The following is a 26536-nucleotide window of genomic DNA, read 5'->3' on the forward strand; positions in this document are numbered from 1 at the left end:
ATCCGGTAGTCGGATCTAATGTAAGTCCTGCACCATGATAAATTGGATGAATTGGATAAAGGTTGAGGACTTACTCCCGTTTTACATGTGGGATAAACTCTCCTTTTGAAGAAATTGTAGAAGAATCGCTAGGAAGAAAAGGATAGATTTTAACATAAAACGCGTAGCATATAATATTTTACCCACATTTTATACTTTTAAGCAACAACTTTCTATAGACAGGCTTAGTGCTATTCTATTATTTTCTGGGGAATATTCCACAATCCCCTCGATTTGTGTCGAATAAAAGCTCTACGCCCTATAGAATTCGTAACGAGGTGGATTTTTTTGACCTATCAAATAGAGGAAAACCGTAAACGGCATACGCGTTTACGGTTCAAGTTATTTATGGCTTGAATACAAGGTTCGGTTTTTTCTTGATATTATGCTGTCCATCGATGAAGCGCACTGTTCCGGACTTAGCTCTCATAACTACGGAATGAGTCGTTGCGTTGGTGCCTTTGAACTGGACACCTCGCAGAAGCTCACCATCTGTCACTCCAGTTGCTGCAAAAATGGCGTCATCCCCACGAACAAGGTCTTCCATTCTTAGAACCGCATCTATGTTTTCAATCCCCATCTTCTTGCAACGAAGCAGCTCTTCTTCGTTTTGTGGCAATAGCTTCCCTTGGATTTCCCCGCCAAGGCATTTAAGGGCAACTGCAGCGATTACGCCTTCTGGTGCTCCGCCTGAACCAAATAGAATGTCGACACCTGTGTGGTCAAATGCTGTGTTGATCGCCGCTGCAACATCACCATCATCAATCAGTTTGATACGTGCTCCTGCTTCTCTCAGCTCGGAGATGATCTTTTCGTGACGAGGTCTGTTTAAAATAACTGCAACTACGTCTTCAATCTCTTTATTTTTCGCTTCCGCTACCGCTTTCAGATTGTCCAAAACAGATGCGTTGATGTCAATTTTACCGACAGCCGCAGGACCTACTGCAATTTTGTCCATATACATATCAGGCGCATGCAGAAGATTGCCATGGTCCGCCACCGCTAAAACAGCCAGCGCATTCCAGCCTCCGGATGCCACGATGCTCGTTCCCTCCAGAGGGTCAACCGCAACGTCCACTCGCGGACCGTATCCTGTACCAAGCTTCTCGCCGATATAAAGCATCGGTGCTTCATCCATTTCACCTTCACCGATCACAACCGTACCCTTCATAGGAATGGTGTCAAATACATCGCGCATCGCAGAGGTTGCCGCTCCATCAGCACTGTCCTTGTCGCCTCTACCCATCCAACGTGCTGATGATAGAGCTGCCGCTTCTGTTACTCGAATTAATTCCATGGATAAACTTCTTTCCATTTTTCCCACTCCTTCTATTCACTATGAATCTAGTAATTTATTGTCAAGTCATCATTCGCATGTGCAAAAGATGGCATTGTGATATACTTTTCGTTAATAGTATATCACATTTGACGAAAAGAGAAAGTGGTTTCATGAAAAAAGCAGAACTCCCAGGTTAGTGGGGTTCTGCTTTAAGTATTTGGTAGACGGTTCTAAACCCGCTGGTGATTTCCGCAATAGGCTGCGCTTTCCGCGGGGCGATGCGAGAGCCTCCTCGGCTTCGCCTAGGGTCTCCACTAAACGCTCCCTCCCGCAGGACAAGGAAGGCTGCGGCAGCGATACATCGCACGAAGAAAATGCTCGCATTTTCGAGGAGTCTTCGCCAATTGCTCCAATCACCAGCTAGTCAACCTGTAAAAGAATTCACTTTGAATCAAACTGGAGAATCCGAACTATCCCTTACGAATTCTGCATCTGCTCGATTTCTTCTTCGGTCATGGACTCGCGCCAGATTGTTGCTCCAAGTCCCTCGAGCTTTTCTTCAAGATGGCTGTAGCCGCGGTCGATATGCTCTAGGCCTGTCACTTCGGTCAGTCCATCTGCCAGCAGGCCGGCTATGACAAGCGCAGCACCTGCACGCAGGTCACTTGCTTTTACCTTTGCCCCTTGCAGCTGTACAGGGCCATTGATGATGGCTGAGCGGCCTTCGACTTTGATCTGAGCATTCATGCGTCGAAGTTCATCCACGTGCTTGAATCGCGCAGAATAGATGGTGTCGGTAACGATGCTTGTCCCTTCCGCTTTAGTCAAAAGGGTCGTCATCGGCTGTTGCAGGTCTGTCGGGAATCCAGGGTGGACGAGCGTTTTCACGTCAACCGACTTCAGTTTTTCGCCTGGAACGATCAGTAGCTGATCCTGGTTGTCATTGACGTCAATGCGTACGCCCATTTCACGCAGCTTGGCAATCAATGGCTCTAAGTGAGTCGGGATAACGTTGTCGATAATCATTTCTCCACCGGTTGCAGCGGCCATAATCATATATGTACCTGCTTCGATACGGTCCGGGATGATGGTGTGCTTGCATCCATGAAGACTTTCGACTCCATCGATACGGATCACATCCGTTCCTGCTCCCTTGATTTTTGCACCCATGCTGCTCAGCAGGGTTGCAACATCAATGATTTCCGGCTCTTTTGCTGCATTTTCGATGAGTGTTCTGCCTTTTGCTTTTACTGCAGCAAGCATGATATTGATGGTTGCACCAACACTGACGACATCGAGATAGATGCGTGCGCCGCGAAGCTCATCGGCACGCAAATAAATTGCACCCTGTTCATTCGTTACTTCTGCCCCTAATGCTTCAAAACCTTTGATATGCTGATCAATCGGTCTTGGGCCTAGATGACATCCACCTGGTAAACCTACCACCGCTTTTTTGAATCTGCCGAGCATCGCTCCCATCAAGTAATAGGAAGCGCGAAGCTTTTTCACTTTACCGCTAGGCAGAGGCATGGCGATCATCTTGGAAGGATCGACTGTTAAGTCCTCCCCATCCATGGATACTGACCCACCAATCTCTTCAAGCAGGCTGCTTAGAATTTCTACATCTGATATTTTCGGTAAACCCTCAATTGTTACAGGTGAATCTGCAAGGATTGTTGCAGGAATAAGTGCAACTGCGCTGTTTTTCGCACCACTTACACGTACTGTTCCATTTAACTTATTGCCACCAAGAATTTTTAACTTTTCCATATAGGTCTCCCTTCAAGGCGAGGTTGGTTTCCAAGAGTGTTATTTTCATTATACACAATTATTACCAATCTTAAAATTTTCAATATACATTAGTTTACACGATATTTTTGAATACTTATATGGAAAAGCTTAATTCTTTATCGAAACGTAATATTTCGTACTTTATTCCTGATTTTTACACCAGGATTATTGTTGGCGGTTGTTCCAATCTGCAAGGAACTTCTCGATTCCCTGGTCTGTCAGCGGGTGTCCGAACAGCTGCATGATGACCTTGTAAGGAACTGTTGCAATGTGAGCACCTTTTAATGCTGCATCCGTGATATGCATCGGATGGCGGATCGATGCTGCAATGATTTCTGTCGGGATGTCATGAATCGCAAAAATGTCAGCGATGGTGGAAACCAGGTCCATCCCGTTCTGCCCAATGTCATCAAGTCTGCCAAGGAATGGGGATACATAAGTTGCTCCCGCTCTCGCTGCCATAAGTGCTTGGTTTGCGTTGAAAATGAGCGTTACGTTTGTTTTGATGTTCAGCTCGGAAAACACTTTTACCGCCTTCAAACCGTCCGGGGTCATTGGAACTTTTACCGTGATATTTGGAGCAATCGCAGCAAGCGCTTTGCCTTCTTCAATCATTCCTTCCGCATCAAGCGCGATAACCTCTGCAGAAACTGATCCTGTTACAAAAGAAGTGATTTCGCGAAGACGATCTTCGAAAGTGATGTTCTCTTTTGCAACCAGACTTGGGTTGGTTGTAACTCCCGAAAGGATTCCAAGTGCATGTGCCTCTTTGATTTCTTCCAGGTTAGCTGTATCGATGAAAAATTTCATGTTATTCTCTCCTTTTAATTTGCTGAATTTTTGGTTGTACTATATTGTGCGCGCTTTCATATAAGAAATAAACAAAACCGCCTGAGGTGGCGGTTTTGCACTATTGTTGCCTTGTTGTTGGTTGAATGGTTGTTGTTGTTGAAATGCGTTCTGTTGTCTTATGCTTTGTTGGAAGAACCGAATTCGCGCATTTTGCCTTGAACAGTTGCCTTGATTGCGTCACGAGCTGGTCCAAGGTATTTACGTGGATCATACTCTTCCGTTTTCACAGCCAATGTCTCACGCACTGCTTTTGCAGACGCAATTTGGTTTTCCGTGTTTACATTGATTTTCGCAGTTCCAAAAGAAATTGCTTTCTTAATGTCATGCGTAGGGATTCCAGTACCACCATGTAATACTAGAGGAACACCAGCACGGTTGTTGATGTCTTCCATCTCTTTGAAGCCTAGGTTCGGTTCGCCTTTGTATGGGCCGTGTACGGAACCTAATGCTGGAGCCAAGCAATCAATGCCAGTGCGTTTTACAAGCTCTTCACACTCAGCAGGGTCTGCATAGATTACTCCGTCAGCGATGACGTCGTCTTCTTGTCCACCTACTACACCAAGTTCTGCTTCAACAGATACTCCGTGGAAGTGTGCCAATTCTACTACTTTGGAAGTTGTTTCGATGTTTTCCTCAAATGGATGATGGGAAGCATCGATCATCACAGATGTAAATCCAGCGTGGATCGCTTTTGCACAAGATTCAAAGCTTGAACCGTGGTCTAAGTGAATCGCAACCGGTACTGTCACTTTATACTCTTCCATTAGCGCTTTAACCATTGCTACTACTGTTTTGAAGCCACCCATATAACGAGCTGCACCTTCAGAAACACCAAGAATGACCGGTGATTTTTCTTCCTGTGCCGCCTGTAGAATTGCTTGTGTGAATTCGAGGTTGTTCAAGTTGAACTGACCTACTGCATAGCCTTCTGCATTTGCTTTTTTCAGCATTTCTGTCATGGAAACTAAAGGCATGGTAAAATCCTCCTTCGTATTATACTCACTCCGAAAAGTTTTTCCCGTTCTTACAAGATGGCAAACCCATACTCAGAGGCAGAAAAACACTTGGAATTCCGCTCTTATTATGAGTACCCCTTCTTATATGTAACAGTTTCACCAATATCAAATCTAGCTTGACCAATTGAAAAACTAGTTATGTATGCGAGTGAAACAAACTGTAAAACTTGTCGGAAGATATTATCCAGTACCTAGCATACCAACTCTGAAAGAAAACTACAACTACCGAACATTCCCCTTTTTCGTTGTAAGCGGTAACACTCTCAATGTTTTAATTTTCAGTCACAAACCCGATTATTTTTCGGTAGACTGAGGCATATTTTTTCTAACGGCATCCCGTATTTCGTCAATATCGAAAGGCTTCGCAAAGTGCGTGATGGCACCCAGATCCTTGGACTCCTGGATCATGTCCAGTTCCCCATACGCTGTCATAATGATCACTTGGATATCTGCATTGATTGCCTTCAGCCTTTTCAAGATCTCAATTCCATCCATTCCAGGAATTTTCATGTCTAGCAAGACCAAGTCAGGTGAATGCTTTTCTACGATATCTAACGCTTGATATCCATTTGCTGCTTGGAACGTCTGGTACCCTTCTTTCTGAAACACTTCATTAAGCAGTATGCGTATCCCATACTGGTCATCCACTATCAGCAATTTTTGACCCATCATTCCACCTCATTCCTAGAAAATAGTAAATCCGTTTCCACCCATTCACCTATTTCTACTATAATAGACTTATTTCCTGCTTTCCCCCAACAATTATTTTAATTACGACTAAATATTAACGTATATCCAATACTATTTTAACTTTTAATGTAGGATTTTAATAAATTCTATCGCTGGGAATAATAAAAAAATATTTTTTAGGGGCCAGACCCCGGCAGGGATTTCCCGACTTGTGTCATACTGCAGGTAGTAAGTATAGGAGGTTGTTTTTATGTTGAAGATTTTTACGACGCAGCTTCAGGGTGTGTTCGGCCGGATTGCGGGCAATGAGGATTTTTCTTTTGAGGATGGTGCGCGGTTGCTTGCACAGGCTGTTGTCGGTGATGGGCGCATTTACATTCATGGGGTGAAGGAAATGAAGGGTGTGGAGTTTGAAGCGACACAGGGAGCGGAGCCGCTGCCAAAGGCGAAACTTCTTTCCGACCTGGACAGCTATCATGATCTTACCGATACGGACCGTGCATTGGTTGTGTCACGCTTTTCCACGGATGAAGAGGCAATCGATACGGCGAAGGCTTTAAAGGAGCTTGGAATCGAGATTGTCGGCATTTCCACTGTGATGGCAGCCGGAACTGAGGGCGAAGCGAATGAAACGCTGGATTCAATCGCGGATGTTCATATCGACATGAAGCTGAAAAAGCCGCTTATTCCGGGCGATGATGGAGAACGATTCGGTTTTCCGAGCAGCATGGCTGGCCTTTATGCTTATTACGGACTAGCTTTTACCATTAAGGAAATTTTGGATGAGCAAGAAGACGAATATTAAAGGTAATCCAGTCTCAAATAGCGAATCCATTTTCGTTGGAAGGTGTATAACATGGAACTGATAAAATCATTAGAGGTACAACGGGCAGTCGCGGGTGATAGTCCTGCCATATTAAAAATCTTGAAGGATCGTGCGGCATTGTTGAAGGAAAAGGGCTCTACGCAATGGAATTTCCTTTTGACCGACGAGGAAGATGAAGAAATCAAGGAGTATGTAGTGGAAGGTTTCTTTTTCAAAGTGATGGAGGGGCCTGACATCGTTGCAACCTTCCTCCTCTCGCCAAGTCAAAATGAATGGGACATCCATCTTTGGGGCCAGGAGGAATCTAAACCGTCCACTGTCTATCTGCATAAGCTTGCAGTTGCTCCAGATAGGAGGGGCGGGAAGATCGGGGACTTTGTCATGGGTTGGATTAAGGAATACACGGCACGGCAACAGATAGAAACAGTCCGATTGGATTGCGTCGCCTCGGACTTTTTGCGCAACTTTTATGAAAGTCATGGATACATTCTTTACAAAGATAAGCAGGGACAACTTTTATATGAATGGAAAAGAAAACATCATCCCCAAGCTTGAAGAATACAAAAAGGAGAAGCCGTTCCCAATTGAGACGGCTTCTCCTTTTTTCTATCTATAAAATTAAGCTAATACTGTTATGTTCTTGATTGCAGCTTCCACAAAGTCACGGAATAACGGCTGCGGACGGTTAGGTCGAGACGTAAACTCCGGATGGAATTGGGATGCAAGGAACCAAGGGTGATCTTTGATCTCAATCACTTCAACCAGGCGGCCGTCCGGGCTAGTACCGGAGAACGTAAATCCTGCTTCTTCCATCTGCTGGCGGTACTGATTGTTGAACTCATAGCGGTGACGGTGACGCTCGTATACAACGCCGTCGTTATATGCCGCTTGTGCTAGGGAGCCGTCGTTCAATTTACATGGATATAAGCCAAGACGAAGGGTACCTCCAAGATCTTCAATATCCTTCTGCTCCGGCAATAGGTCGATGATCGGGAATGGCGTTTCCGGGTTCAACTCGGCAGAGTGCGCCCCTGCCATTCCTAGAACATTACGTGCAAATTCTACAGAAGCAAGCTGCATGCCTAGGCAGATACCGAAGAATGGCACCTTATTGACACGGGCATAGCGGATCGCTTCGATTTTACCTTCGACACCACGGTCTCCGAATCCACCTGGAACAAGGATACCGTCTGCGTTTTGAAGCAGCTCGTCCACATTTTCAGCTGTCACGTTCTCTGCATTGATCCAGTCGATTTTTACATCTGTATCAAACTGGTAGCCTGCATGGCGAAGCGCTTCTGCAACTGAAAGATATGCATCCTGAAGTTCAACGTATTTACCGACCAACGCGATGGTTGTTTTGTTTGAAAGATTTTTCACCTTGTCGACAAGCTTCGTCCACTCCGTCATGTCCGCTTGAGGCGCTGCTGCATCAAGCTTCAAATGTTCGCAAACGATGTTGTCCATGTTCTGCGCCTGATATGCCAATGGAACCTCATATAGCGTTTCCGCATCGATGGATTCGATCACTGCCTTCTCATCGATATCACAGAACAAAGCGATCTTGTCCTTCATGTCTTGAGAGATCGGCATTTCAGAACGCAATACGATGATGTTCGGCTGGATTCCCAATCCGCGAAGCTCTTTTACACTGTGTTGAGTCGGCTTTGTTTTCAGCTCACCTGCAACACGGATGTAAGGAACAAGCGTACAATGAATGTACATAACGTTGTCGCGACCGATATCACTCTTGATCTGACGGATCGCCTCCAAGTATGGCAAGGATTCGATGTCCCCTACTGTTCCGCCGATTTCCGTGATGACAACATCCGCATTCGTTTCTTTGCCGGCACGGAATACGCGCTCTTTGATTTCATTCGTGATATGTGGAATAACCTGCACTGTACCACCAAGGTAATCGCCGCGACGCTCTTTTTTCAAGACCGTGGAATAGATTTTCCCAGTAGTCACGTTGCTGAATTTGTTCAGGTTGATATCGATGAAACGCTCATAGTGACCTAGGTCCAAATCCGTCTCAGCGCCATCATCTGTTACGAATACTTCCCCATGCTGATAAGGACTCATTGTACCCGGGTCCACGTTAATGTATGGATCGAACTTCTGGATCGTCACACTCAATCCTCTGTTTTTTAGGAGTCTTCCTAATGATGCTGCTGTAATCCCTTTACCTAGAGATGACACAACCCCACCTGTTACAAAAATATACTTTGTCATGCTGTCTCCCCCTCGATTAAATGTATTTTACTGATATTTACATAACTACCCTGATTCTAGAGAGGCATTTAATGTTTTTATCATTAGTCAAAAGTGCGAAAATCATTTACTAAAAAATGAAGCTGTTCCTAATATTGTTTAGGTACAGCGTGGAATTTCCGTCTTCTGTTTTTGACCAATAAAATAAAAAAACGCTCCTCCTGCCAGTGTTTCTGGCAAAGGGAGCGTGTATCTGATATACCGAATCATTCATGTCCTTTTAAAAGGAGCCCAAAAAAGATTCTACTTAGTTTGAGGGGAAAAGTCAAGGAGGATTTTTGGGTTGGCTTACAGCTGGCGAAATTTGTCGAAATATGTCATTCGGGCGAAACCACTGGATTTTCGGGCGCAAACTTCCATTTCCGGGCGTATTTTTTATTTTTCGGGCGCAAATCTTAATTTCCGGGCGTGTTTTTTATTTTCCGGGCGAAAGCCTCAATTTCTGGTGAAAAATGGAGCAAGAGACCCCTCCGTAAAGTGCACTATGACGCAAAGTGAACGAATTCTCCCCTTTATTGCAAAAAAAATGAGGCCCGTCCCCATCAATAACCTGCCATCAGCAGACCAAAAATAAAAACCCCCTCAAACAACAAGGGGGTTCAGCAAGGATGAGAATCTGTTACAGCTTTTCCTCGTCATCCTCTTCGTCTTCTTCTTCCTCATCGTCTTCAAGGTCGTATTCCTCGTCTTCGATAAGATCCTCTTCGAATTCTTCGTCATCGTCATCGTCGTCAGCATCATCTTCATCGACGTCGTCAAAGTCTTCTTCGGCTTCATCCTCTTCGTAGTCGTCAAGGTCGTCGAACTCAAGCTCTTCTTCATCCAGCTCCTCGAACTCGTCCGCATCAAGATCGTCATCGTCGGATTTCTTCGCCTTCTTCTTCTTCGTTTTAACCTGAGGAGTCGTTTCCTCTTCTATTTGATCATAAGGATACCATGCACGAAGTCCCCATTGGTTTTCTCCAATACAAATAAAACGGCCGTCAACGTTTAAGTCCGTGTAGAATTGTGATAATTTGCTGCGAAGATCTTCATCTTTGAAGCCAGTAAGCTTCTTGATCTCCGTAAGTAGTTCACCAAATGTCACAGATTGCTTCTGTTCTTGGAATAAAGCGTACGTGATTTCGATTAGCGACATTTCTTTTACTTCTTCTGCCGTTAGGTGGTTTAATGCCAATGTCTGCACATCCTTTCTGTATATGTAAAAGGTATATAATATTAAAGATTTCTAGAAAAATCCATACCATTCATTATAAACAAATCCTTTGTGTTTAATCCAGTATAAATTAATTCTTTGGGGAAATTTTTGAAGTTGTGTTGTTATGCAACCTGGAAAATAAGGTGTCAACATTGAACACCCTGTTGGTTTCCGCTCCAGGGGTTCGCTTTCCGCGGGGCGTTTTGTGGAGCCTCCTCGGCTTCGCCTGTGGGGTCTCCCCTAAACGCTTTCTCCCGCAGGAGTCTCACCCCTTGCGCTGAAACCAACAGGGGAGAGTATGAAAATACTACTGGCCTTTCTAACAAATTCCTATATAAAAGGACAGGAAACTTTCCTCCTGTCCTCTTACAAAACTATTACATATTCCGTCTAAACTGCCCGCCCACTTCATAAAGCGCAGTTGTGATCTGCCCTAGGCTCGCGACTTTTACTGTTTCCATCAGTTCTTCGAAGATGTTTTCTCCGTTGATGGCTACTTGTTTGAGGCGGTTCAGGGCTTCTTGGACACTGTCTGAGTTGCGGTCCTGGAAGGCGCGCAGGTTTTTGATTTGTGTTTCTTTTTCCTCTTCCGTGGAACGGGCGAGTTCGATGTCGTTGAGCTCGTCTTCGGATGGAGGATTTGGATTCTTGTATGTGTTCACGCCGATGATCGGCAGTTCGCCGGTGTGCTTTTTCATTTCGTAGTACATGGATTCGTCCTGGATCTTGCCGCGCTGGTATTGTGTTTCCATCGCACCAAGTACGCCGCCGCGGTCGTTCAGGCGTTCGAATTCCTGGAGTACCATTTCCTCGACAAGGTCTGTCAGCTCTTCCACAATGAAGGATCCCTGTAGCGGATTTTCGTTTTTCGCTAATCCGTGCTCTTTTGTGATGATCATCTGGATGGCCATCGCGCGGCGAACAGATTCCTCTGTCGGTGTTGTGATTGCTTCATCATAGGCATTTGTGTGAAGCGAGTTGCAGTTATCCTGCAATGCCATCAAAGCCTGAAGCGTCGTCCGGATATCATTGAAGTCGATTTCCTGTGCATGCAGGGAACGGCCGGATGTCTGGATATGATACTTCAGTTTTTGGCTGCGCTCGTTGGCCTTGTATTTATTTTTCATGACGGTCGCCCAGATGCGGCGCGCCACACGGCCGATTACGGTGTACTCTGCATCCAGTCCGTTGCTGAAGAAGAACGACAGATTCGGTGCAAAGTCGTTGATGTTCATGCCGCGGCTCAAATAGTACTCCACATAGGTGAAGCCGTTCGCAAGCGTAAATGCCAATTGCGTGATCGGATTCGCACCCGCTTCGGCAATATGATAACCGGAGATCGAAACGGAATAGTAGTTTCGCACCTTTTTATCAATAAAATACTGCTGGATATCGCCCATCACACGAAGTGCGAACTCGGTTGAGAAGATACACGTATTCTGGCCCTGGTCCTCTTTTAAAATATCGGCCTGAACGGTTCCGCGTACGGTCTGCAACGTTACCGCACGAACCTCGGCAAATTCCTCCACTGTCAAGACGCGGCCAAGCTCTTCCTCACGCTTTTGAACCTGCTGGTCGATGGCCGTGTTCATGAACATTGCCAGGATGACAGGTGCCGGTCCGTTGATGGTCATGGATACGGAGGTGCTTGGTGCGCACAGGTCAAAGCCTGCATAAAGCTTTTTCATGTCATCAAGCGTACAGATGCTGACACCGCTGTTTCCGACTTTTCCGTAGATATCCGGACGTGGTGCCGGATCTTCGCCGTAAAGAGTAACCGAATCGAATGCGGTACTTAAGCGTTTTGCGTCGTCATCCTTACTTAAATAATGGAAACGGCGGTTAGTACGCTCAGGTGTACCCTCCCCAGCGAACTGGCGCTTCGGATCCTCGCCTTCACGCTTGAACGGGAATACGCCGGCCGTGTAAGGGAATTCGCCTGGAACGTTCTCCTTGTACACCCACTTCAAAATCTCCCCGTAGTCTACATATTTCGGAAGGACCACTTTTGGAATAGCAAGGCCCGATAAGCTTTTGGTCGTCAATTTTGTGATGATTTCCTTGTCGCGGATCACCGTGACAAACTGGTCGCCGCTGTACTTTTCTTTCTTTTCAGCCCAGCCTGCCAAAATCTTGCGGGAGTCGGCGGTCAGCTTTTCTTCGTATTCGTTGCGGATGGTCTGCAGCGCTTCTACCAGCTCCGATTTATCGGAAGCTGCTTCCATTGCACCGTCAAGTTGGAACAGCTTGCGCGCCAGTTCCACCTGCTCCTGTGCCTCTTTATGGTAGTTGCGGACGGTGTCGCTGATCTCTCGTAAATAGTAGCGGCGGTCGTTCGGGATGATGACGTTCTGCTTTTCCACGTCTTTGGATGTCGGCAGGTTCGTTGTATGGCTGGAGCCTGTTTTTTCGTTGATCAGATTAAGCAGCGCCGCAAAAAGCGTGTTCGTGCCCAAGTCGTTGAACTGGCTCGCGATTGTTCCGAATACAGGCATTTCGTCGAGCTCTTTATCCCATAAAAGACGGCTGCGCTGGTACTGCTTTTGCACCTGGCGTTTTGCGTCCTCGGAGCCCTTGCGCTCGTACTTGTTGATGACGATCAGGTCGGCATAGTCGATCATGTCTATTTTCTCAAGCTGGGACGGTGCCCCGAATTCGCTTGTCATCACATACATGGAGATGTCACAGATTTCGGTGATTCCTGCATCCCCTTGCCCGATACCGCTTGTTTCGACGATGATCAGGTCAAAGCCTGCCGCCTTCGTAACAGAGATCGCGTCTTGGATTGCCAAGGACAGCTCGGAACGGGAACCGCGGGTTGCAAGAGAGCGCATATAGACACGAGGATTGAATATCGCATTCATGCGGATTCGGTCCCCAAGCAGCGCGCCGCCTGTTTTCTGTTTTGTCGGGTCGATGGAAAGAATCGCGACCTTGTTGTCCGGAACTTCGTTGATGAAGCGGCGGATCAGTTCATCGGTCAACGAGCTTTTCCCTGCTCCCCCAGTACCTGTTATCCCTAAGACCGGTACCGTTTTCTGCATTTCTTTTACCTTGCTTAAAGCAGCCTGTGCGGTTGCTGCCACCTCTTCATTCGTTGTCACCTGAAGCTCGGCAAGCGTGATCAGCTTGGCGATTGCCTGGTGATTGTCGGCAGTTAAGCGCTCGACTTCATCGCCCAAGCTTTTGGCTGTCACAAAATCGCATTCCTTCAGCATCGAATTGATCATGCCTTGAAGACCGTGCTCGCGGCCGTCCTCCGGTGAGAAGATGCGGGCAATCCCGTACTCATGCAGTTCCTTAATTTCACTCGGGATGATTACTCCCCCGCCACCGCCGTAAATTTTTATATGAGAAGCTCCTTTTTCTTTCAGCAAATCAAACATGTACTTGAAATACTCGACATGCCCGCCCTGGTAAGATGAAATCGCAATTCCCTGGACATCCTCCTGGATTGCTGCGTTGACGATCTCCTCCACCGAACGGTTATGGCCAAGGTGGATCACCTCTGCCCCGCTCGCCTGCAGAATGCGTCTCATGATGTTGATCGATGCGTCATGCCCATCGAATAGACTTGAAGCCGTGACAAATCGGATATGGTTAGTTGGACGATATACTTCCATGCTTCACGTTCTCCCCCTTTGTAAGTCCGTTTAATAACAGTTCGATCTGGCCTGCAATATAATCCTCGAGCCGGAAATGCTTATGGAGCACCCAGCGCCTGAAGCCCCACATCTGTCCCTGGACAAAGATGTTATGGGCCATCAGCTGGATTTCCTGTTCCGGAAGCTTCATCCCCTCCGCCTCCATGCAGTTGCGGATCACCTGCTCGAACATCGCGACCATTTCAAGCTCTTTATTCAAAACATACGGCAATGCATCCTTTGATAGCGATTTTGCCTCCTGATACATCACCAATACTTCATCCTGCATGTCATCCATGACACGAAAATAGAAGGAGATGGCAGCCTTCAAACTTTCAAGATTGCCACGCTTCATATCAAGCTCCTCCTGCAGCCGCTCCCCCACCTGGTCATAGATGCGGTCGCACACAAGGTAGAGCACATCCTCCTTCGTGCGGATATATTCGTAAAGCGTACCGATCGAAAAGCCCGCTTCCTTTGCAATTTCGCGGGTGGTCGTGCGGTGGAAGCCTTTTTCCTTAAAAAGGCTCACCGCACCCTTGATCATCTGGTCGCGCCGTTTTTCAATCAGCTTTTCATCTTTGACGGATGCATGTACTTGACGTTTTTTCATCCCTTTTTCCACCTACTTACTTGGTAAGCATTCTGGAGATGACGAGACGTTGGATTTCTTGTGTTCCTTCATAGATTTGCGTGATTTTCGCATCTCTCATATAACGCTCGACCGGATAGTCCTTCGTGTAGCCATAGCCACCGAACACCTGGACTGCCTCTGTTGTCACCTTCATCGCCGTGTCCCCTGCAAAAAGCTTCGACATCGCAGACTCTTTTCCGTAGCTTAAGCCTTCTGACTCGCGCCAAGCAGCCTGATAGGTCAATAGTCTGGAAGCTTCAACCGTTGTCGCCATATCTGCCAGCTTGAAGCTGACACCCTGCTGTGCGGCAATCGGCTTGCCGAACTGAACGCGCTCTTTTGCATATCCTACAGCCGCATCCAAGGCACCCTGTGCAATTCCTACAGCTTGAGCGGCAATTCCGTTACGGCCGCCGTCAAGTGTTGTCATTGCGATCTTGAAGCCTTCCCCCTCTGCACCAAGCATGTTCTCTACCGGCACACGGCAGTCTTCAAAGATGATTTCCGTTGTCGGTGAGGAACGGATCCCGAGTTTCTTTTCCTTCTTCCCGACGCTGAAGCCTTCAAAGCCGCTTTCAATAATGAAGGCACTTGTACCCTTATGCTTGCTCGATGAGTCAGTTACTGCGAACACCACATAGATATCGGCAATGCCACCATTTGTGATGAAGATTTTCGAACCGTTCAGCACATAATGATCGCCATCGAGCTTCGCCGTCGTTCTCATTCCGCCCGCATCCGATCCGGAGCCTGGCTCAGTCAAGCCGTAACCGCCGATGCTCGTTCCCTGCGCAAGTGGCACCAAGTATTTCTGCTTCTGCTCTTCTGTACCGTATTTATAGATCGGCCAGCTCGCAAGTGACGTGTGAGCGGATAATGTAACTCCAGTTGATGCACATACGCGGGAAAGCTCTTCGACCGCGATGCAATACGCCAGGTAGTCACTGCCGATTCCGCCATACTCTTCCGGAAAAGGGATTCCCGTAAGTCCAAGATCAGCCATCTTGCGGAAGATCTCCATGTCAAAGCGCTCTTCCTCGTCACGCTCCGCTGCTGTCGGCTCCACTTCATTCTTGGCAAAATCGCGCACCATTTTACGAATCATTTCATGTTCTTCGCTAAGTAAAAAATTCATCTGTTCCATCCCCCAAGTTTGTTAGTTTTAGCTGTTTTCGCATACATTGTTGCCTTCGAAAAGAGCTTTAGTTTAATAGGTGTTTTCCGATAACCATACTCTGTATCTCACTTGTACCCTCATAGATCTCACATACCTTCGCATCGCGGAAATAGCGCTCGACCGGATAATCCTTCGTGTAGCCGTAGCCGCCGTATACCTGGACCGCCTCTGTCGCAACATTCATTGCCGTCTGTGACGCGAAAAGCTTTGCCATCGATGCTTCCTTGCCGCAAGGTTTTCCTAGTGCACGCAGGTTCGCTGCACGGTAGGTCAACAGCTTTGCACCTTCTACCGCCGTTGCCATATCAGCCAGTTTGAATCCGACACCCTGCTGAAGTGCGATCGGCTTGCCGAACTGCTCGCGTTCTTTTGCATAGGCGGTTGCATGCTGCAGGGCCGCTTCTGCGATTCCAAGGGACTGCGCCGCAATCCCGATCCGGCCGACGTCAAGGTTGGCCATCGCGATTTTGAATCCTTCGCCTTCCTGGCCAAGCAGGTTTTCTGCCGGCACTTTCGCATCTTCAAATGTCAGCTGCACCGTTTTGGAGCCATACAAGCCCATTTTGTGCTCGTCTTTTCCGATGATGAAGCCTGGAGTGTCCTTTTCCACGATGAATGCACTGATGCCCTTCGTTCCAAGCTCAGGATTTGTCGAGGCAAATACGATATATGTATCTGCTTCGCCGCCGTTTGTGATGAACACCTTCGAACCGTTCAACACATAATGGTCATCCTTTTTCACCGCACGTGTCTTCAGGCTCCCTGCATCCGAACCGGCACTTGGCTCGGTAAGTGCGAATGCGCCAAGGTACTCACCTGAAGCAAGCTTTGTGACGTATTTCTGCTTCTGCTCTTCTGTTCCAAAATAAAGGATCGGATTCGTCCCGACGCTTGTATGAACCGATAAGATGACGCCGACTGTCGCACTGACACGTGACAGCTCATTTATTGCAATGATGTAGGATGGAAAGTCCATCCCTGCTCCGCCGTACTCTTCCGGGATGGTCATTCCCATCAAGCCAAGGTCGGCCATCTTTTTCAGAATCTCCCTCGGGAACTCGCCGTCCTCCATTTTTTCCACAAAAGGTGCGATTTCCGTTTCCGCAAAATCCTTCACCATTTTCCGTACCATTTCCTGTTCTTCCGTGAATCTCAAGTTCATCCCGTTCGACCCCTTTCCTGCTGCCTTAAGTCTCGTATGTGTAGAATCCGCGTCCTGTTTTGCGTCCGAGCCAGCCTGCTTTTACATATTTACGAAGCAACGGGCATGGGCGGTATTTGTCATCGCCGAAGCCTTCGTGCAAGGTTTCCATAATGTATAGGCAAGTATCAAGCCCGATGAAGTCAGCCAATGTCAACGGCCCCATCGGATGGTTCATGCCAAGCTTCATCACTTCATCGATCGCTTCCGGTGTTGCCACCCCTTCATATACCGTGAAGATCGCTTCATTGATCATCGGCATGAGGACACGGTTGGACACGAACCCAGGGAAGTCATTCACCTCGACCGGCACTTTGGAAAGCTTTTTCGTCATATCTTCAATCGCGCCATACACCTCATCCGCTGTTTGCAGGCCGCGAATGATCTCGACCAGCTTCATCACCGGTACCGGGTTCATAAAATGCATCCCGATCACTTTTTCCGGCCTGTTTGTCGCCGCCGCGATTTCCGTAATTGGTAAGGACGATGTGTTGGTAGCCAAAATCGCATGTGCCGGAGCGAGAGTGTCCAATTGTGCGAAAATCTTTTTCTTGATGTCCATGTTCTCCACTGCCGCTTCGATGACAATATCGACATGCTTTGCGTCTTCAAGCGTGGTTGTCTGGGTCAATCTGCCAAGCACCTGCTCCTTCTCATCCGCTGTCATGCGGCCCTTATCAACGCTTCTTGAAAGGTTCTTCGTGATGCCTGCAAGCCCGCGATCCAGGAATTCCTGCTTCAAATCGTTCATATATACGTGGAAGCCAGCCATCGCACAAACCTGCGCGATGCCAGATCCCATTTGTCCTGCTCCGATTACCATTACCTTTTGAATTGTCATGTCTTGCGTCCCCCTCTTCATTTAAACTCGGATCAAGATTGCATCGCCCTGGCCTCCGCCTGAGCAAATTGACGCGATGCCAAGTCCGCCGCCACGGCGCTTCAACTCATGAATCAGCGATACGATGATGCGTGCGCCGCTTGCTCCGATCGGGTGGCCCAATGCAACTGCCCCACCATTTACATTCACCTTTTCCAAATCCAGCCCGGCAAGGTTGGCAGATGCCAATGCCACCGCTGCAAAAGCTTCATTTATTTCAAAAAGATCGATCTCTTCCAGTGTTGTTCCTGTTTTCTTAAGAAGCTCGTTGATTACCAGTCCAGGCGTTTTAGGAAAATCCTTTGCTTCCACGGCGATGGATGCATGCCCAATGATCGTTGCGATCGGCTGCTTGCCTTCCCTGTTCGCACGGTCCTCACTCATCAGGACAAGCGCACTTGCTCCATCATTCACTCCTGGTGCGTTTCCAGCTGTGATGCTTCCATCATGGTCAAATGCCGGTCTAAGGCTTGCCAGCTTTTCAATGGACGTGTCCTTACGCGGGGATTCGTCCTTGCTTACCACAACCGGCTCCCCTTTGCGCTGAGGCACCTCGACAGGCACGATTTCCTCTGCAAAATAGCCCTTCTCCATCGCTTCGACCGCACGCTGGTGACTTCTGTATGCCCAAGCGTCCTGATCCGCGCGGGAGATTTCCATTTCCTTCGCGACACTGTTACCGTATGTTCCCATATGCACGCCAGTAAAGGTACAAGTCAATCCGTCATGTACCATCAGATCCTTTACGCTGCTGTCGCCCATGCGAAGTCCCCATCTTGCTTTTGGCAGGATATAAGGGGCATTGCTCATGGATTCCATTCCACCCGCTACGATGACTTCCTCTTCACCGGAACGGATCAGTATATCGCCAAGCGCTACGCTTCTCATTCCTGATGCACATACTTTGTTGATGGTTTCTGTTTTGACGTTCCAAGGAAGCCCCGCCTTTTGCGATGCCTGACGGGAAGGAAGCTGTCCCTGTCCGCCCTGAAGGACGGTTCCGAAAATCACTTCACCGACTGTATCGCCAGTTACATTGGCTCTTTTCAGCGCTTCCTTAATGGCTACAGCTCCCAAGTCCACTGCAGTCAAGGAACTTAATCCTCCCGCAAACTTCCCGATTGGCGTACGTACTCCACTGACGATCACTGTTTTTCCCATTTTTGTTCCTCCTCTATATTTTATGGCTCAGTTTAACACCGCTGTTGATTTCCGCAATAGGCTGCGCTTTCCGCGGGGCGTTTTGTGGAGCCTCCTCCCGCAGGAGTCTTCGCCTATTGCTCCAATCAACAGCTAGCAGTCCCTAAAGTCAAACACTCACCAATTGACAACGCTTTCAAATTAGCGACTGAACGCTCGCTCAGTTTCGTAAAAAGGGTATGGTGTACGCAATTGACATATCACGTACACCCATTTATTTTTCTATGAAGCTAGTAATCTCTTTATGCTACAGTTTCTTTTATATCTCCGAAAATGGATTTCTCGAGGAGCTCAGCAACGTCGTAGGTGCTGACTTTCTCTTCGACTTCCTTCGCTTTTGTACCGTCGGATAGCATCGTCAGGCAGTACGGACAGCCTGAGCTGATGACGCTTGGTGCCACTTCTAGTGCCTGTTCGGTACGGGCGACGTTGACGCGCGTTCCTGCATCCTCTTCCATCCACATGAGTCCTCCACCTGCTCCACAGCACATGCCTGTTTCGCGGTTGCGCTTCATCTCGACTAGTGTCACACCAGGGATGCTCTTCAGGATTTCACGAGGCGGCTCGTAGACTTCGTTGTATCTTCCCAGATAACAGGAATCGTGGAAGGTGATGGTTTCATTTACCGCGTGCTGCGGCTTCAGACGGCCTTCTTTTACAAGCTGAGCCAACAGTTCTGTATGGTGATATACCTCTGCCTCAAGTCCGAAATCCGGGTACTCGTTTTTGAAAATGTTGTAGGCATGAGGGTCGATTGTGACAATCTTCTTCACTTCGTTTTTCTCGAACTCGGCGATATTGCCTGTCGCAAGCTCTTGGAACAGGAATTCGTTACCAAGGCGGCGCGGCGTATCTCCGGAGTTTTTCTCTTTGTTCCCGAGAATCGCGAATTTCACGCCTGCTTCATTCAGCAATTTTGCAAAAGAGATCGCGATTTTCTGGGAGCGGTTGTCGAAGGATCCCATGGAGCCGACCCAGAATAGGAATTCGAACTCTTCTCCTGCTTTTTTCACTTCTTTTACCGTAGGAATAGTCACTTCCGGTGCCGCTTCACGCCAGTTTTCACGCTCTTTGCGGTTCAAGCCCCATGGATTTCCCTGACGCTCGATGTTTGTCATCGCACGTTGTGCATCTGCATCCATTTTCCCTTCCGTAAGTACAAGATAACGGCGCAGGTCGATGATTTTATCAACGTGTTCATTCATAACCGGACACTGGTCCTCACAGTTACGACAGGTCGTACATGCCCAGATTTCTTCTTCCGTGATGACATCGCCGATCAAAGAAGGGCTGTACTCGATCGTTGCCGCACTTTCCTCTGCACCTTTTCCGGCAGAAGCGAGTGCCAGCTGATTGCCTTGCGTATTGTTGAACGCGAACGTCGGTACCCAAGGGGACTTGGACGTAATCGCCGCTCCTTTGTCTGTCAAATGATCACGGATTTTTAAAATAAGATCCATCGGAGAAAGCATTTTCCCCGTTCCGGTTGCCGGACACATATTCGTACAGCGTCCACATTCCACACAGGCATACATATCGATCAACTGGTATTGGGTGAAGTCCTCGACCTTTCCGACCCCGAAGGATTCCTGTGTTTCATCTTCAAAATCGATCTTCTCAAGCTTTCCTGGGGTCGTCGTGCGGTGGAAAAACACGTTCGCAGGCCCTGCAATCAAATGCGCATGCTTGGACTGCGGTACATAAACAAGGAATGCAAGCAGGAATAATAAGTGAATCCACCAGCCGACATAGAACAGGGCGATGGAAGCTGTCGTATTGATCCAGCCGAACAGGAATGCCACGCCGCTTGCAACAGGCTCACTCCAGGTCAGGCCGTGGTCGTGCCAGATAAGTCCCATACCGTTGGAGAAAAGTACGGAAACCATCAATCCTCCGATAAAAATAAGGACAAGACCCGATTTAAAGCCGCGCTTCAATCGGACAAGCTTTTCCACATAACGGCGATGGAACGCCCAGAGCACTGCAACCAGGATCATCAAGGTTACAAGCTCCTGAAAAAACGTAAACGCCGGATAAAGCGGTCCCAGCGGCAGGTGCGATCCCGGGAACAGCCCTTTGATGATCAGGTCGATCGCGCCAAGCTGAACCATCAGGAACCCGTAGAAGAACATAACATGGATGATTCCACTCTTCTTATCCTTCAACAGCTTCTTCTGGCCAAAAACATTGACCCAGACCTTATCCAATCTTTCTTTTACCTTTTTATCAAACTCGACCTTCTTGCCGAGCTTGATGAATTGTATTCTTGTTCTGATCAAATAAACAAATAGCGATACTGCGTAAGCGGTTACAATTATCGTTAAAATCCAATTGGCTATTAACAAACCGTTCCCCACATCTCTCCACTCCTTTCGTATGTCCCTTTTTGATGTCGGCTGCATTCGCGAAAACCATTGTTTGTTTTATGCGAAGAGCCTCAATGTTTGGAAAGAATCTAATTTTCAGAACTTTATTTTAACTCTATTCTATTTGTGAATGAGCATTCAGTCAACACATTTGATGAAAATTTTGCTTACGCTTATCCCCCGGTGGGTATGGATTGGAGATGGCATTAGTAACTTGGGCCTAACCTGTACCAATGGACCTGTAAAAAGGATAAGTCAGGTCTGTTCGGTAGAAACTAGAAACAGTCGGATGACGGAGGGGTAAACATGACTATCGCATTATATATCGGTTTAGCAATTCTTCTTATTCTTATTTGGATTGTCATTGATTTTCAGCTGGGACGCAAGATGCATCTAAAGAAAGTTACAAGACTCGAGTTCCCTAAAAGAAGGAGTGACTTCCACCTCTATTCCGACGGCAACAAGCTGTTTGAGGATCTTTTTGCGGAGATGAAGGAAGCCACCCATCACATCCATTCCCTCTTTTACCTCGTTAATGGGGACCATGTCAGCGAGGAATTCTTCACCATCCTGAAACAAAAGGCCCAGGAAGGAGTTGAGGTTCGCCTTCTTCTGGATTACCTAGGTTCCCATAAGATGAAAAGAAAACAAGTGAAAGAACTGCGTGAACATGGTATCGAGGTGGAATACTGCCGCAAGCCGTCCTTCCCCTTCATTTTCTTCAGCATCAATCAGCGCAACCACCGCAAAATCACCGTTGTTGACGGGAAAATCGGCTATGTCGGCGGTTTTAATATCGGCAAGGAATATTTAGGCCAGGATCCGGAGTTCGGGGTCTGGCGCGATTACCACCTGAAGCTAAAAGGCGAAGGGGTGCAGGATCTGCAATCGCAGTTTTTCGAGAACTGGGATGATTGCACGTCAAAACCCCGCTCGGAATCAGCTGCCTACTATCCTCCGTTGGAAACGGGAAAAAGCTTGCACCAATTCGTTCCGACAAACGGCGGCTTTCTGAAGGAAACATTCATCGAGCTGTTGAAGAAGGCACAGCGGTCCGTGATTATATGTACGCCTTATTTCATTCCGGATAAGCAGCTTTTTGACGAGCTGATGAAGGCGCTTGGTCGCAGTGTAAAGGTAACAATCCTTCTGCCAGACAAAGCAGATCACGTGCTTGTCCGGGACGCTGCATTCCTGTACTTCCCATCCCTTTTGGAGGCTGGTGCAGAGGTTTACAGATTTTATATAGGCTTTTATCATGCAAAAGTGATAGTCATTGACGAGGAAATGTGCGATATTGGCACAGCCAATTTTGACAAACGCAGTCTCTTTTTAAATAATGAAATCAATTGCCTGATTTTCGATCCCGAGTTCGTAAAGGCGACGATCCACGAAATTCAGAAGGATATTCAACATTCCGAGAAGCTGACGCTTGAATACATCCGGGAGCGGTCCTTCCTAGATAAAGGGCGGGAACAGTTAGCTAAGCTAGTCTCACCATTGCTGTAAGAAGGCTGTTTTCGCATACATTGTTGTTTATGCAGTTTTTTTACGGACAAAAGCAACAAACTTTATGAAAAGAGCCTAAAAGAAAGGGGTGTATTCCCATTGCGAATACGTTTTGGCTTTGTTTCACAATCATGGACCCTTTGGGACGCCTCCCCTGCCAAGACTCTGACCTATACAAGATACAAGCAGATGTCGCCTGAGGACGGCCGTGCCAAGCTACTGGAGGTGACTCGCCAAAACCTGGAGAGTACACTGCGCACCATTCACCTCTGCATCGCGAATGAGATTAAAGTGTTCCGTTTCTCCTCCTCCATCGTGCCGCTTGCGACCCATCCTGAGGTAAAATGGGATTTCGTTTCGGAGTTTGGAGTGGAGTTCAGGGAAATCGGCGACCTTGTGAAACGGTACGGGATGCGCACAAGCTTCCATCCGAACCAGTTCACGCTCTTCACAAGCGACAAGCCTCATATTACCGAGAATGCAGTCGTGGATATGGTGTACCATTATGAAATGCTTGAGGCAATGGGCCTTGCTGACAGCGGAACTATCAATATTCACGTCGGCGGTGCTTACGGAAACAAGGAGGCTGCTTTGGAGCGCTTTTATGAGAATATCAAGCAGCTACCTTCTGAAGTTTTCAAGCGGATGACGCTGGAAAATGACGATAAGACCTACACGACGGAAGAAACGTTGGTGCTGTGCGAGAAGCTCGGCATACCGCTTGCTTTCGACTATCACCATGAATATGCGAACCCGAGCGCTGTTTCCTGGGAGGAGCTTCTGCCGCGGGTGTATGAAACGTGGCGCGGTATTGGCATTATCCCAAAAATCCATGTTTCCTCCCCTATTTCGGAAAAGAAGCTGCGCCATCATGCGGACTATTTGGATTTGCAATTCTTAGCGGAGTTTCTGAAGGTTGTCGTTGGACTTGATCAGGATGTTGACTTCATGATCGAGGCCAAGCGCAAGGACGAAGCGGCCCTGCAACTGGTTGAGGATGTCGCGGCGATTCGTGGGGTGAAGCGGGTCGGCGGGGCTACGGTGGAGTGGTAGATCGTGATGAGGATGGGGGTCGATGCCGTCACTTCGGTGTTTTGCTCGGGGTGACGGTTCGAACCACTTGCTTTCGTGCCGCCTCTTAGGTGATTTCCTCATTATGACGGTACGAATCACTTGCTTTCGTGCCGTCTCTTAGGTGATTTCCTCATTGTGACGGTTCGAACCACTTGCTTTCGTGCCGTCTCTTAGGTGATTTCCTCATTGTGACGGTTCGAACCACTTGCTTTCGTGCCGCCTCTTAGGTGATTTCCTCATTGTGACGGTTCGAACCACTTGCTTTCGTGCCGCCTCTTGAGAAATTCGCCAAGTGTAACGGTACGAACCGCTCGCTTTCGTACCTTATCACAGCCATTTCAGGCACCCTAACGGTACTATTCAACAGAATTACACCAACCTCCACTATATCCTATTCAAAAAAGCAAACAGGGGTCTGGCCCCATTTGGATGTTTTACCCAAATGGGGCCAGACCCCTGTTGTTATGTCAACTACCAGTACTCTGGAACATTGGTGCGATCCAGGAGAACAGTTTGTAGCCAAGGTAGATGCCGACGATCCCGATGATGCCGGAGAATACTGGTGGTGCTGGTATTGGCAGGCGGAATAGGGCGAATATGAATCCGACGACCATGCCGGTGATGAGTGCTAAGATGCTTTCTTTCATAGTTGAAAAACTCCTTTTGTTTTCAGTTATTTATTTCTCTATTTTTCACCAAAAAAAGGGTCACTACTCATAATGGTAGTGAGCCTTTTTCTAGTAATATCTAGTATAAGAATTACATTTTTTCCGGAGCGGATACTCCTATCAGGTTGAGTGCGTCTTTCAGCGTAATTTGAACTGCTTTCATCAGGCCGAGACGCGCCTTGGATTTTTCCATATTTTCCGGATCCAATACTTTTTCTGCATTGTAGAAGCTGTGCAGGGCGGAAGCTAGCTCGAAAATATAGTTGGTGATACGGTGCGGAATGCGTTTTTGTGCCGCTTCTGCCACCGCTTGCGGGTAGTCACCCAGCTTTTTCAAGAGGTCGATCTCTTTTTCGGAATTGATGTGCTCCAGTGCGAAAGTACCGTTCAGGTCCAATCCAAGCTCTTCCCCTTGGCGAAGCATGCTGCAGATACGAGCATGTGCGTACTGCGCGTAGAATACCGGATTTTCATTGGACTGGGAAACTGCCAGGTCCATATCGAAATCAAGGTGCGTGTCCCCGCTGCGCATTGCGAAGAAGTAACGAACGGCATCAAGGCCTACTTCTTCCATCAGGTCACGCATCGTTACCGCTTTCCCTGTACGCTTGCTCATCTTCATTTTTTCCCCGTTCTGGAAAAGGTGAACCAGTTGGATGATTTCCACTTCCAAAGCGTCCTTTCCGTAACCAAGCGCTTCAATTGCCGCTTTCATACGAGGAATATAGCCATGGTGGTCGGCACCCCAGATGTTGATCAGCTTATCATGGCCGCGCTTCAGCTTATCCTGATGGTACGCGATATCCGGTGTCAGGTATGTGTAAGAGCCGTCGTTTTTAATTAATACACGGTTCTTGTCATCGCCAAATTCCATGGAGTTGAACCAGGTCGCGCCGTCCTCTTCATAGATATGCCCTTTTCCACGCAGGGTCGTTAACGCTTCATCGATTTTTCCGTTATTGTAAAGGGAAGTTTCGGAATACCATACGTCGAAACGTACACGGAACTCCTCCAGATCCTGCTGTAATTTTTTCATTTCATATTTCAAGCCGTATTCACGGAAAAAGCTGCGGCGATCCTCTTCCGATTCATGGACAAAACGGTCACCAAACTCATCCGCAATCGCCTGTCCGATGCCGATGATATCTTTTCCGTGGTAGCCGTCTTCCGGCATTGCCACATCCTGGCCTAGTGCCTGGAAGTAACGTGCCTCTACGGACAACGCAAGATTGTTGATCTGGTTTCCAGCGTCGTTGATGTAATATTCTCTTGTGACTTCATAGCCAGCCTTGTCCAGGACGTTACAAAGGGAATCCCCTACTGCCGCTCCACGTGCATGCCCCAAGTGCAGGTCACCAGTAGGATTCGCTGATACGAACTCGACATTGATTTTTTCGCCATTGCCGACAGTCGATTTCCCGTAATCGGCATCCTGCTCCAGAATCGTAGGAATCAGATCCGTCAAATAGGAATTGTTCATGTAAAAGTTGATGAATCCAGGTCCTGCAATATCGATTTTTTCGATGGATGCTTTGGATTGGTCAAAATTCTTCACAAGCTCTTCCGCAATCATACGAGGAGCCTTTTTCGCCACGCGCGCCAGCTGCATCGCCATGTTGGTGGAATAGTCGCCATTCGCTTTATCCTTCGGCGTCTCGAGCACTACATCAGGGATCTGCTCCTCTGTCGCCAAGCCTGCCTTGATCACGGCATCTTTTATTTCATTTTTCAAACGTTCCTGCACTTGTTCTACTATATTCATGTCGTTTGTTCCTCCTCGTAATGAATGGTGATGAAATATTGACCTGTCTCCTGCCCTTGTACCTTCAGCTGATACTGCAGTTGTATGGAGCCCCGATTTTTCACTGGATCCTGCATTCTTACAACCTTCTCGGTTTCCGTCTCCAAGTGGAAAATACCAAAATCACTTTCATACAGCCCGGCTGTCAGTTCTCCTGCACGAAAGGTCTGCTTCATTTTCACGCCGTTGCCTGAACGGCTCACCCAAACCTCTTGATCGGATAATTTATAAATCACATCCAACTTTTCCCCGTTCCCTTGCTCTTCGGAAAAGACGATATATTCGGTTTCACCTTTAAGGTAGTATTGACCATTTGTCTCATACGCCATAACCTGCCGTTCTTCTTCTTGAAGAATTTCCGACTTGAACTTCACCCGGATCGGCATTTTTGCACTGTTCCGATTGTCCAGCAATCCA

At 47.7% G+C, this 26536-nt stretch carries 23 protein-coding genes; 5 read left to right on the plus strand and 18 right to left on the minus strand.

From position 1 onward, the window contains the following. Positions 1-385 precede the first annotated feature (385 nt). From glpX to ACQCT5_RS07445, 5 genes are all read right to left on the minus strand, one after another. Positions 386-1354: a class II fructose-bisphosphatase gene (glpX, locus tag ACQCT5_RS07425; RefSeq protein ID WP_204413056.1), complete on the minus strand. Its 969-nt coding sequence runs from the start codon at positions 1352-1354 to the stop codon at positions 386-388. A gap of 441 nt (positions 1355-1795) precedes the next feature. Further along, positions 1796-3088: a UDP-N-acetylglucosamine 1-carboxyvinyltransferase gene (gene murA / locus ACQCT5_RS07430; RefSeq protein WP_499640505.1), complete on the minus strand. Its 1293-nt coding sequence runs from the start codon at positions 3086-3088 to the stop codon at positions 1796-1798. A 186-nt stretch (positions 3089-3274) separates the two neighbouring features. Further along, positions 3275-3919: a fructose-6-phosphate aldolase gene (gene fsa, locus ACQCT5_RS07435; protein WP_386642112.1), complete on the minus strand. Its 645-nt coding sequence runs from the start codon at positions 3917-3919 to the stop codon at positions 3275-3277. Between the two features lie 158 nt (positions 3920-4077). Then, positions 4078-4935: a class II fructose-bisphosphate aldolase gene (locus ACQCT5_RS07440; protein WP_204413066.1), complete on the minus strand. Its 858-nt coding sequence runs from the start codon at positions 4933-4935 to the stop codon at positions 4078-4080. A gap of 336 nt (positions 4936-5271) precedes the next feature. Next, entirely contained in the window at positions 5272-5649 is a 378-nt protein-coding gene (locus ACQCT5_RS07445) for a response regulator (RefSeq protein WP_204413068.1), read from the minus strand. Between the two features lie 268 nt (positions 5650-5917). Here ACQCT5_RS07445 and ACQCT5_RS07450 point away from each other — a divergent pair, with 268 nt between their 5' ends. Continuing rightward, on the plus strand, positions 5918-6472 hold the full coding sequence (locus ACQCT5_RS07450) for a DUF2529 domain-containing protein (protein ID WP_499640508.1): 555 nt from the start codon (positions 5918-5920) through the stop codon (positions 6470-6472). A 51-nt stretch (positions 6473-6523) separates the two neighbouring features. Beyond that, positions 6524-7048 carry a GNAT family N-acetyltransferase gene (locus ACQCT5_RS07455; RefSeq protein WP_499640510.1) on the plus strand — a complete coding sequence of 175 codons (525 nt, stop codon included), beginning with the start codon at positions 6524-6526 and terminating at the stop codon, positions 7046-7048. A gap of 63 nt (positions 7049-7111) precedes the next feature. Here ACQCT5_RS07455 and pyrG read toward each other — a convergent pair whose 3' ends face one another. Then, a complete protein-coding gene (gene pyrG / locus ACQCT5_RS07460; protein ID WP_499640512.1) occupies positions 7112-8728 on the minus strand; it encodes a CTP synthase in 1617 nt (538 codons plus the stop codon). A gap of 322 nt (positions 8729-9050) precedes the next feature. Here pyrG and ACQCT5_RS07465 point away from each other — a divergent pair, with 322 nt between their 5' ends. Beyond that, entirely contained in the window at positions 9051-9341 is a 291-nt protein-coding gene (locus ACQCT5_RS07465; protein ID WP_499640514.1) for a hypothetical protein, read from the plus strand. A gap of 45 nt (positions 9342-9386) precedes the next feature. Here ACQCT5_RS07465 and rpoE read toward each other — a convergent pair whose 3' ends face one another. From rpoE to ACQCT5_RS07505, 8 genes are all read right to left on the minus strand, one after another. Further along, positions 9387-9944: a DNA-directed RNA polymerase subunit delta gene (gene rpoE, locus ACQCT5_RS07470; protein WP_499640516.1), complete on the minus strand. Its 558-nt coding sequence runs from the start codon at positions 9942-9944 to the stop codon at positions 9387-9389. A gap of 398 nt (positions 9945-10342) precedes the next feature. Continuing rightward, positions 10343-13588 carry a fused isobutyryl-CoA mutase/GTPase IcmF gene (gene icmF / locus ACQCT5_RS07475; RefSeq protein WP_499640518.1) on the minus strand — a complete coding sequence of 1082 codons (3246 nt, stop codon included), beginning with the start codon at positions 13586-13588 and terminating at the stop codon, positions 10343-10345. After that, positions 13566-14222 carry a TetR/AcrR family transcriptional regulator gene (locus tag ACQCT5_RS07480; RefSeq protein WP_499640520.1) on the minus strand — a complete coding sequence of 219 codons (657 nt, stop codon included), beginning with the start codon at positions 14220-14222 and terminating at the stop codon, positions 13566-13568. Before ACQCT5_RS07480 ends, icmF begins: the two co-directional genes overlap by 23 nt. 16 nt (positions 14223-14238) lie before the next feature. Further along, entirely contained in the window at positions 14239-15378 is a 1140-nt protein-coding gene (locus tag ACQCT5_RS07485) for an acyl-CoA dehydrogenase (RefSeq protein ID WP_499640522.1), read from the minus strand. 67 nt (positions 15379-15445) lie between these two features. Further along, entirely contained in the window at positions 15446-16582 is a 1137-nt protein-coding gene (locus ACQCT5_RS07490) for an acyl-CoA dehydrogenase (RefSeq protein WP_499640524.1), read from the minus strand. A gap of 25 nt (positions 16583-16607) precedes the next feature. After that, a complete protein-coding gene (locus ACQCT5_RS07495; protein ID WP_499640526.1) occupies positions 16608-17462 on the minus strand; it encodes a 3-hydroxybutyryl-CoA dehydrogenase in 855 nt (284 codons plus the stop codon). 21 nt (positions 17463-17483) lie between these two features. Continuing rightward, the gene (locus tag ACQCT5_RS07500) at positions 17484-18662 is read right to left on the minus strand and encodes an acetyl-CoA C-acetyltransferase (RefSeq protein ID WP_499640528.1); all 1179 of its coding nucleotides are present in this window, start codon (positions 18660-18662) and stop codon (positions 17484-17486) included. 281 nt (positions 18663-18943) lie between these two features. Beyond that, entirely contained in the window at positions 18944-21103 is a 2160-nt protein-coding gene (locus ACQCT5_RS07505) for a (Fe-S)-binding protein (protein ID WP_499640530.1), read from the minus strand. 270 nt (positions 21104-21373) lie between these two features. Here ACQCT5_RS07505 and cls point away from each other — a divergent pair, with 270 nt between their 5' ends. Further along, positions 21374-22576, plus strand: coding sequence for a cardiolipin synthase (gene cls, locus ACQCT5_RS07510; RefSeq protein ID WP_499640533.1), 1203 nt, complete (start codon positions 21374-21376; stop codon positions 22574-22576). Positions 22577-22675: 99 nt separating this feature from the next. Then, complete coding sequence (gene uvsE, locus ACQCT5_RS07515; protein ID WP_499640535.1) at positions 22676-23629, plus strand: UV DNA damage repair endonuclease UvsE; 954 nt, start codon at positions 22676-22678, stop codon at positions 23627-23629. 244 nt (positions 23630-23873) lie between these two features. Here uvsE and ACQCT5_RS07520 read toward each other — a convergent pair whose 3' ends face one another. From ACQCT5_RS07520 to ACQCT5_RS07535, 4 genes are all read right to left on the minus strand, one after another. Next, positions 23874-24014, minus strand: coding sequence for a hypothetical protein (locus ACQCT5_RS07520; protein ID WP_499640537.1), 141 nt, complete (start codon positions 24012-24014; stop codon positions 23874-23876). Between the two features lie 103 nt (positions 24015-24117). After that, on the minus strand, positions 24118-24297 hold the full coding sequence (locus ACQCT5_RS07525) for a XapX domain-containing protein (protein WP_417898603.1): 180 nt from the start codon (positions 24295-24297) through the stop codon (positions 24118-24120). 112 nt (positions 24298-24409) lie between these two features. Further along, positions 24410-26080 (minus strand): arginine--tRNA ligase, encoded by a 1671-nt coding sequence (gene argS, locus ACQCT5_RS07530; RefSeq protein WP_499640539.1) that lies wholly within the window; start codon positions 26078-26080, stop codon positions 24410-24412. Continuing rightward, complete coding sequence (locus ACQCT5_RS07535; protein WP_499640541.1) at positions 26077-26532, minus strand: YwiB family protein; 456 nt, start codon at positions 26530-26532, stop codon at positions 26077-26079. Before ACQCT5_RS07535 ends, argS begins: the two co-directional genes overlap by 4 nt. Positions 26533-26536 lie beyond the last annotated feature (4 nt).

Origin of the sequence: Sutcliffiella halmapala, assembly GCF_050107295.1 — a bacterium.
In the GTDB taxonomy this organism is placed as follows: domain Bacteria; phylum Bacillota; class Bacilli; order Bacillales; family Bacillaceae_I; genus Sutcliffiella_A; species Sutcliffiella_A halmapala_A.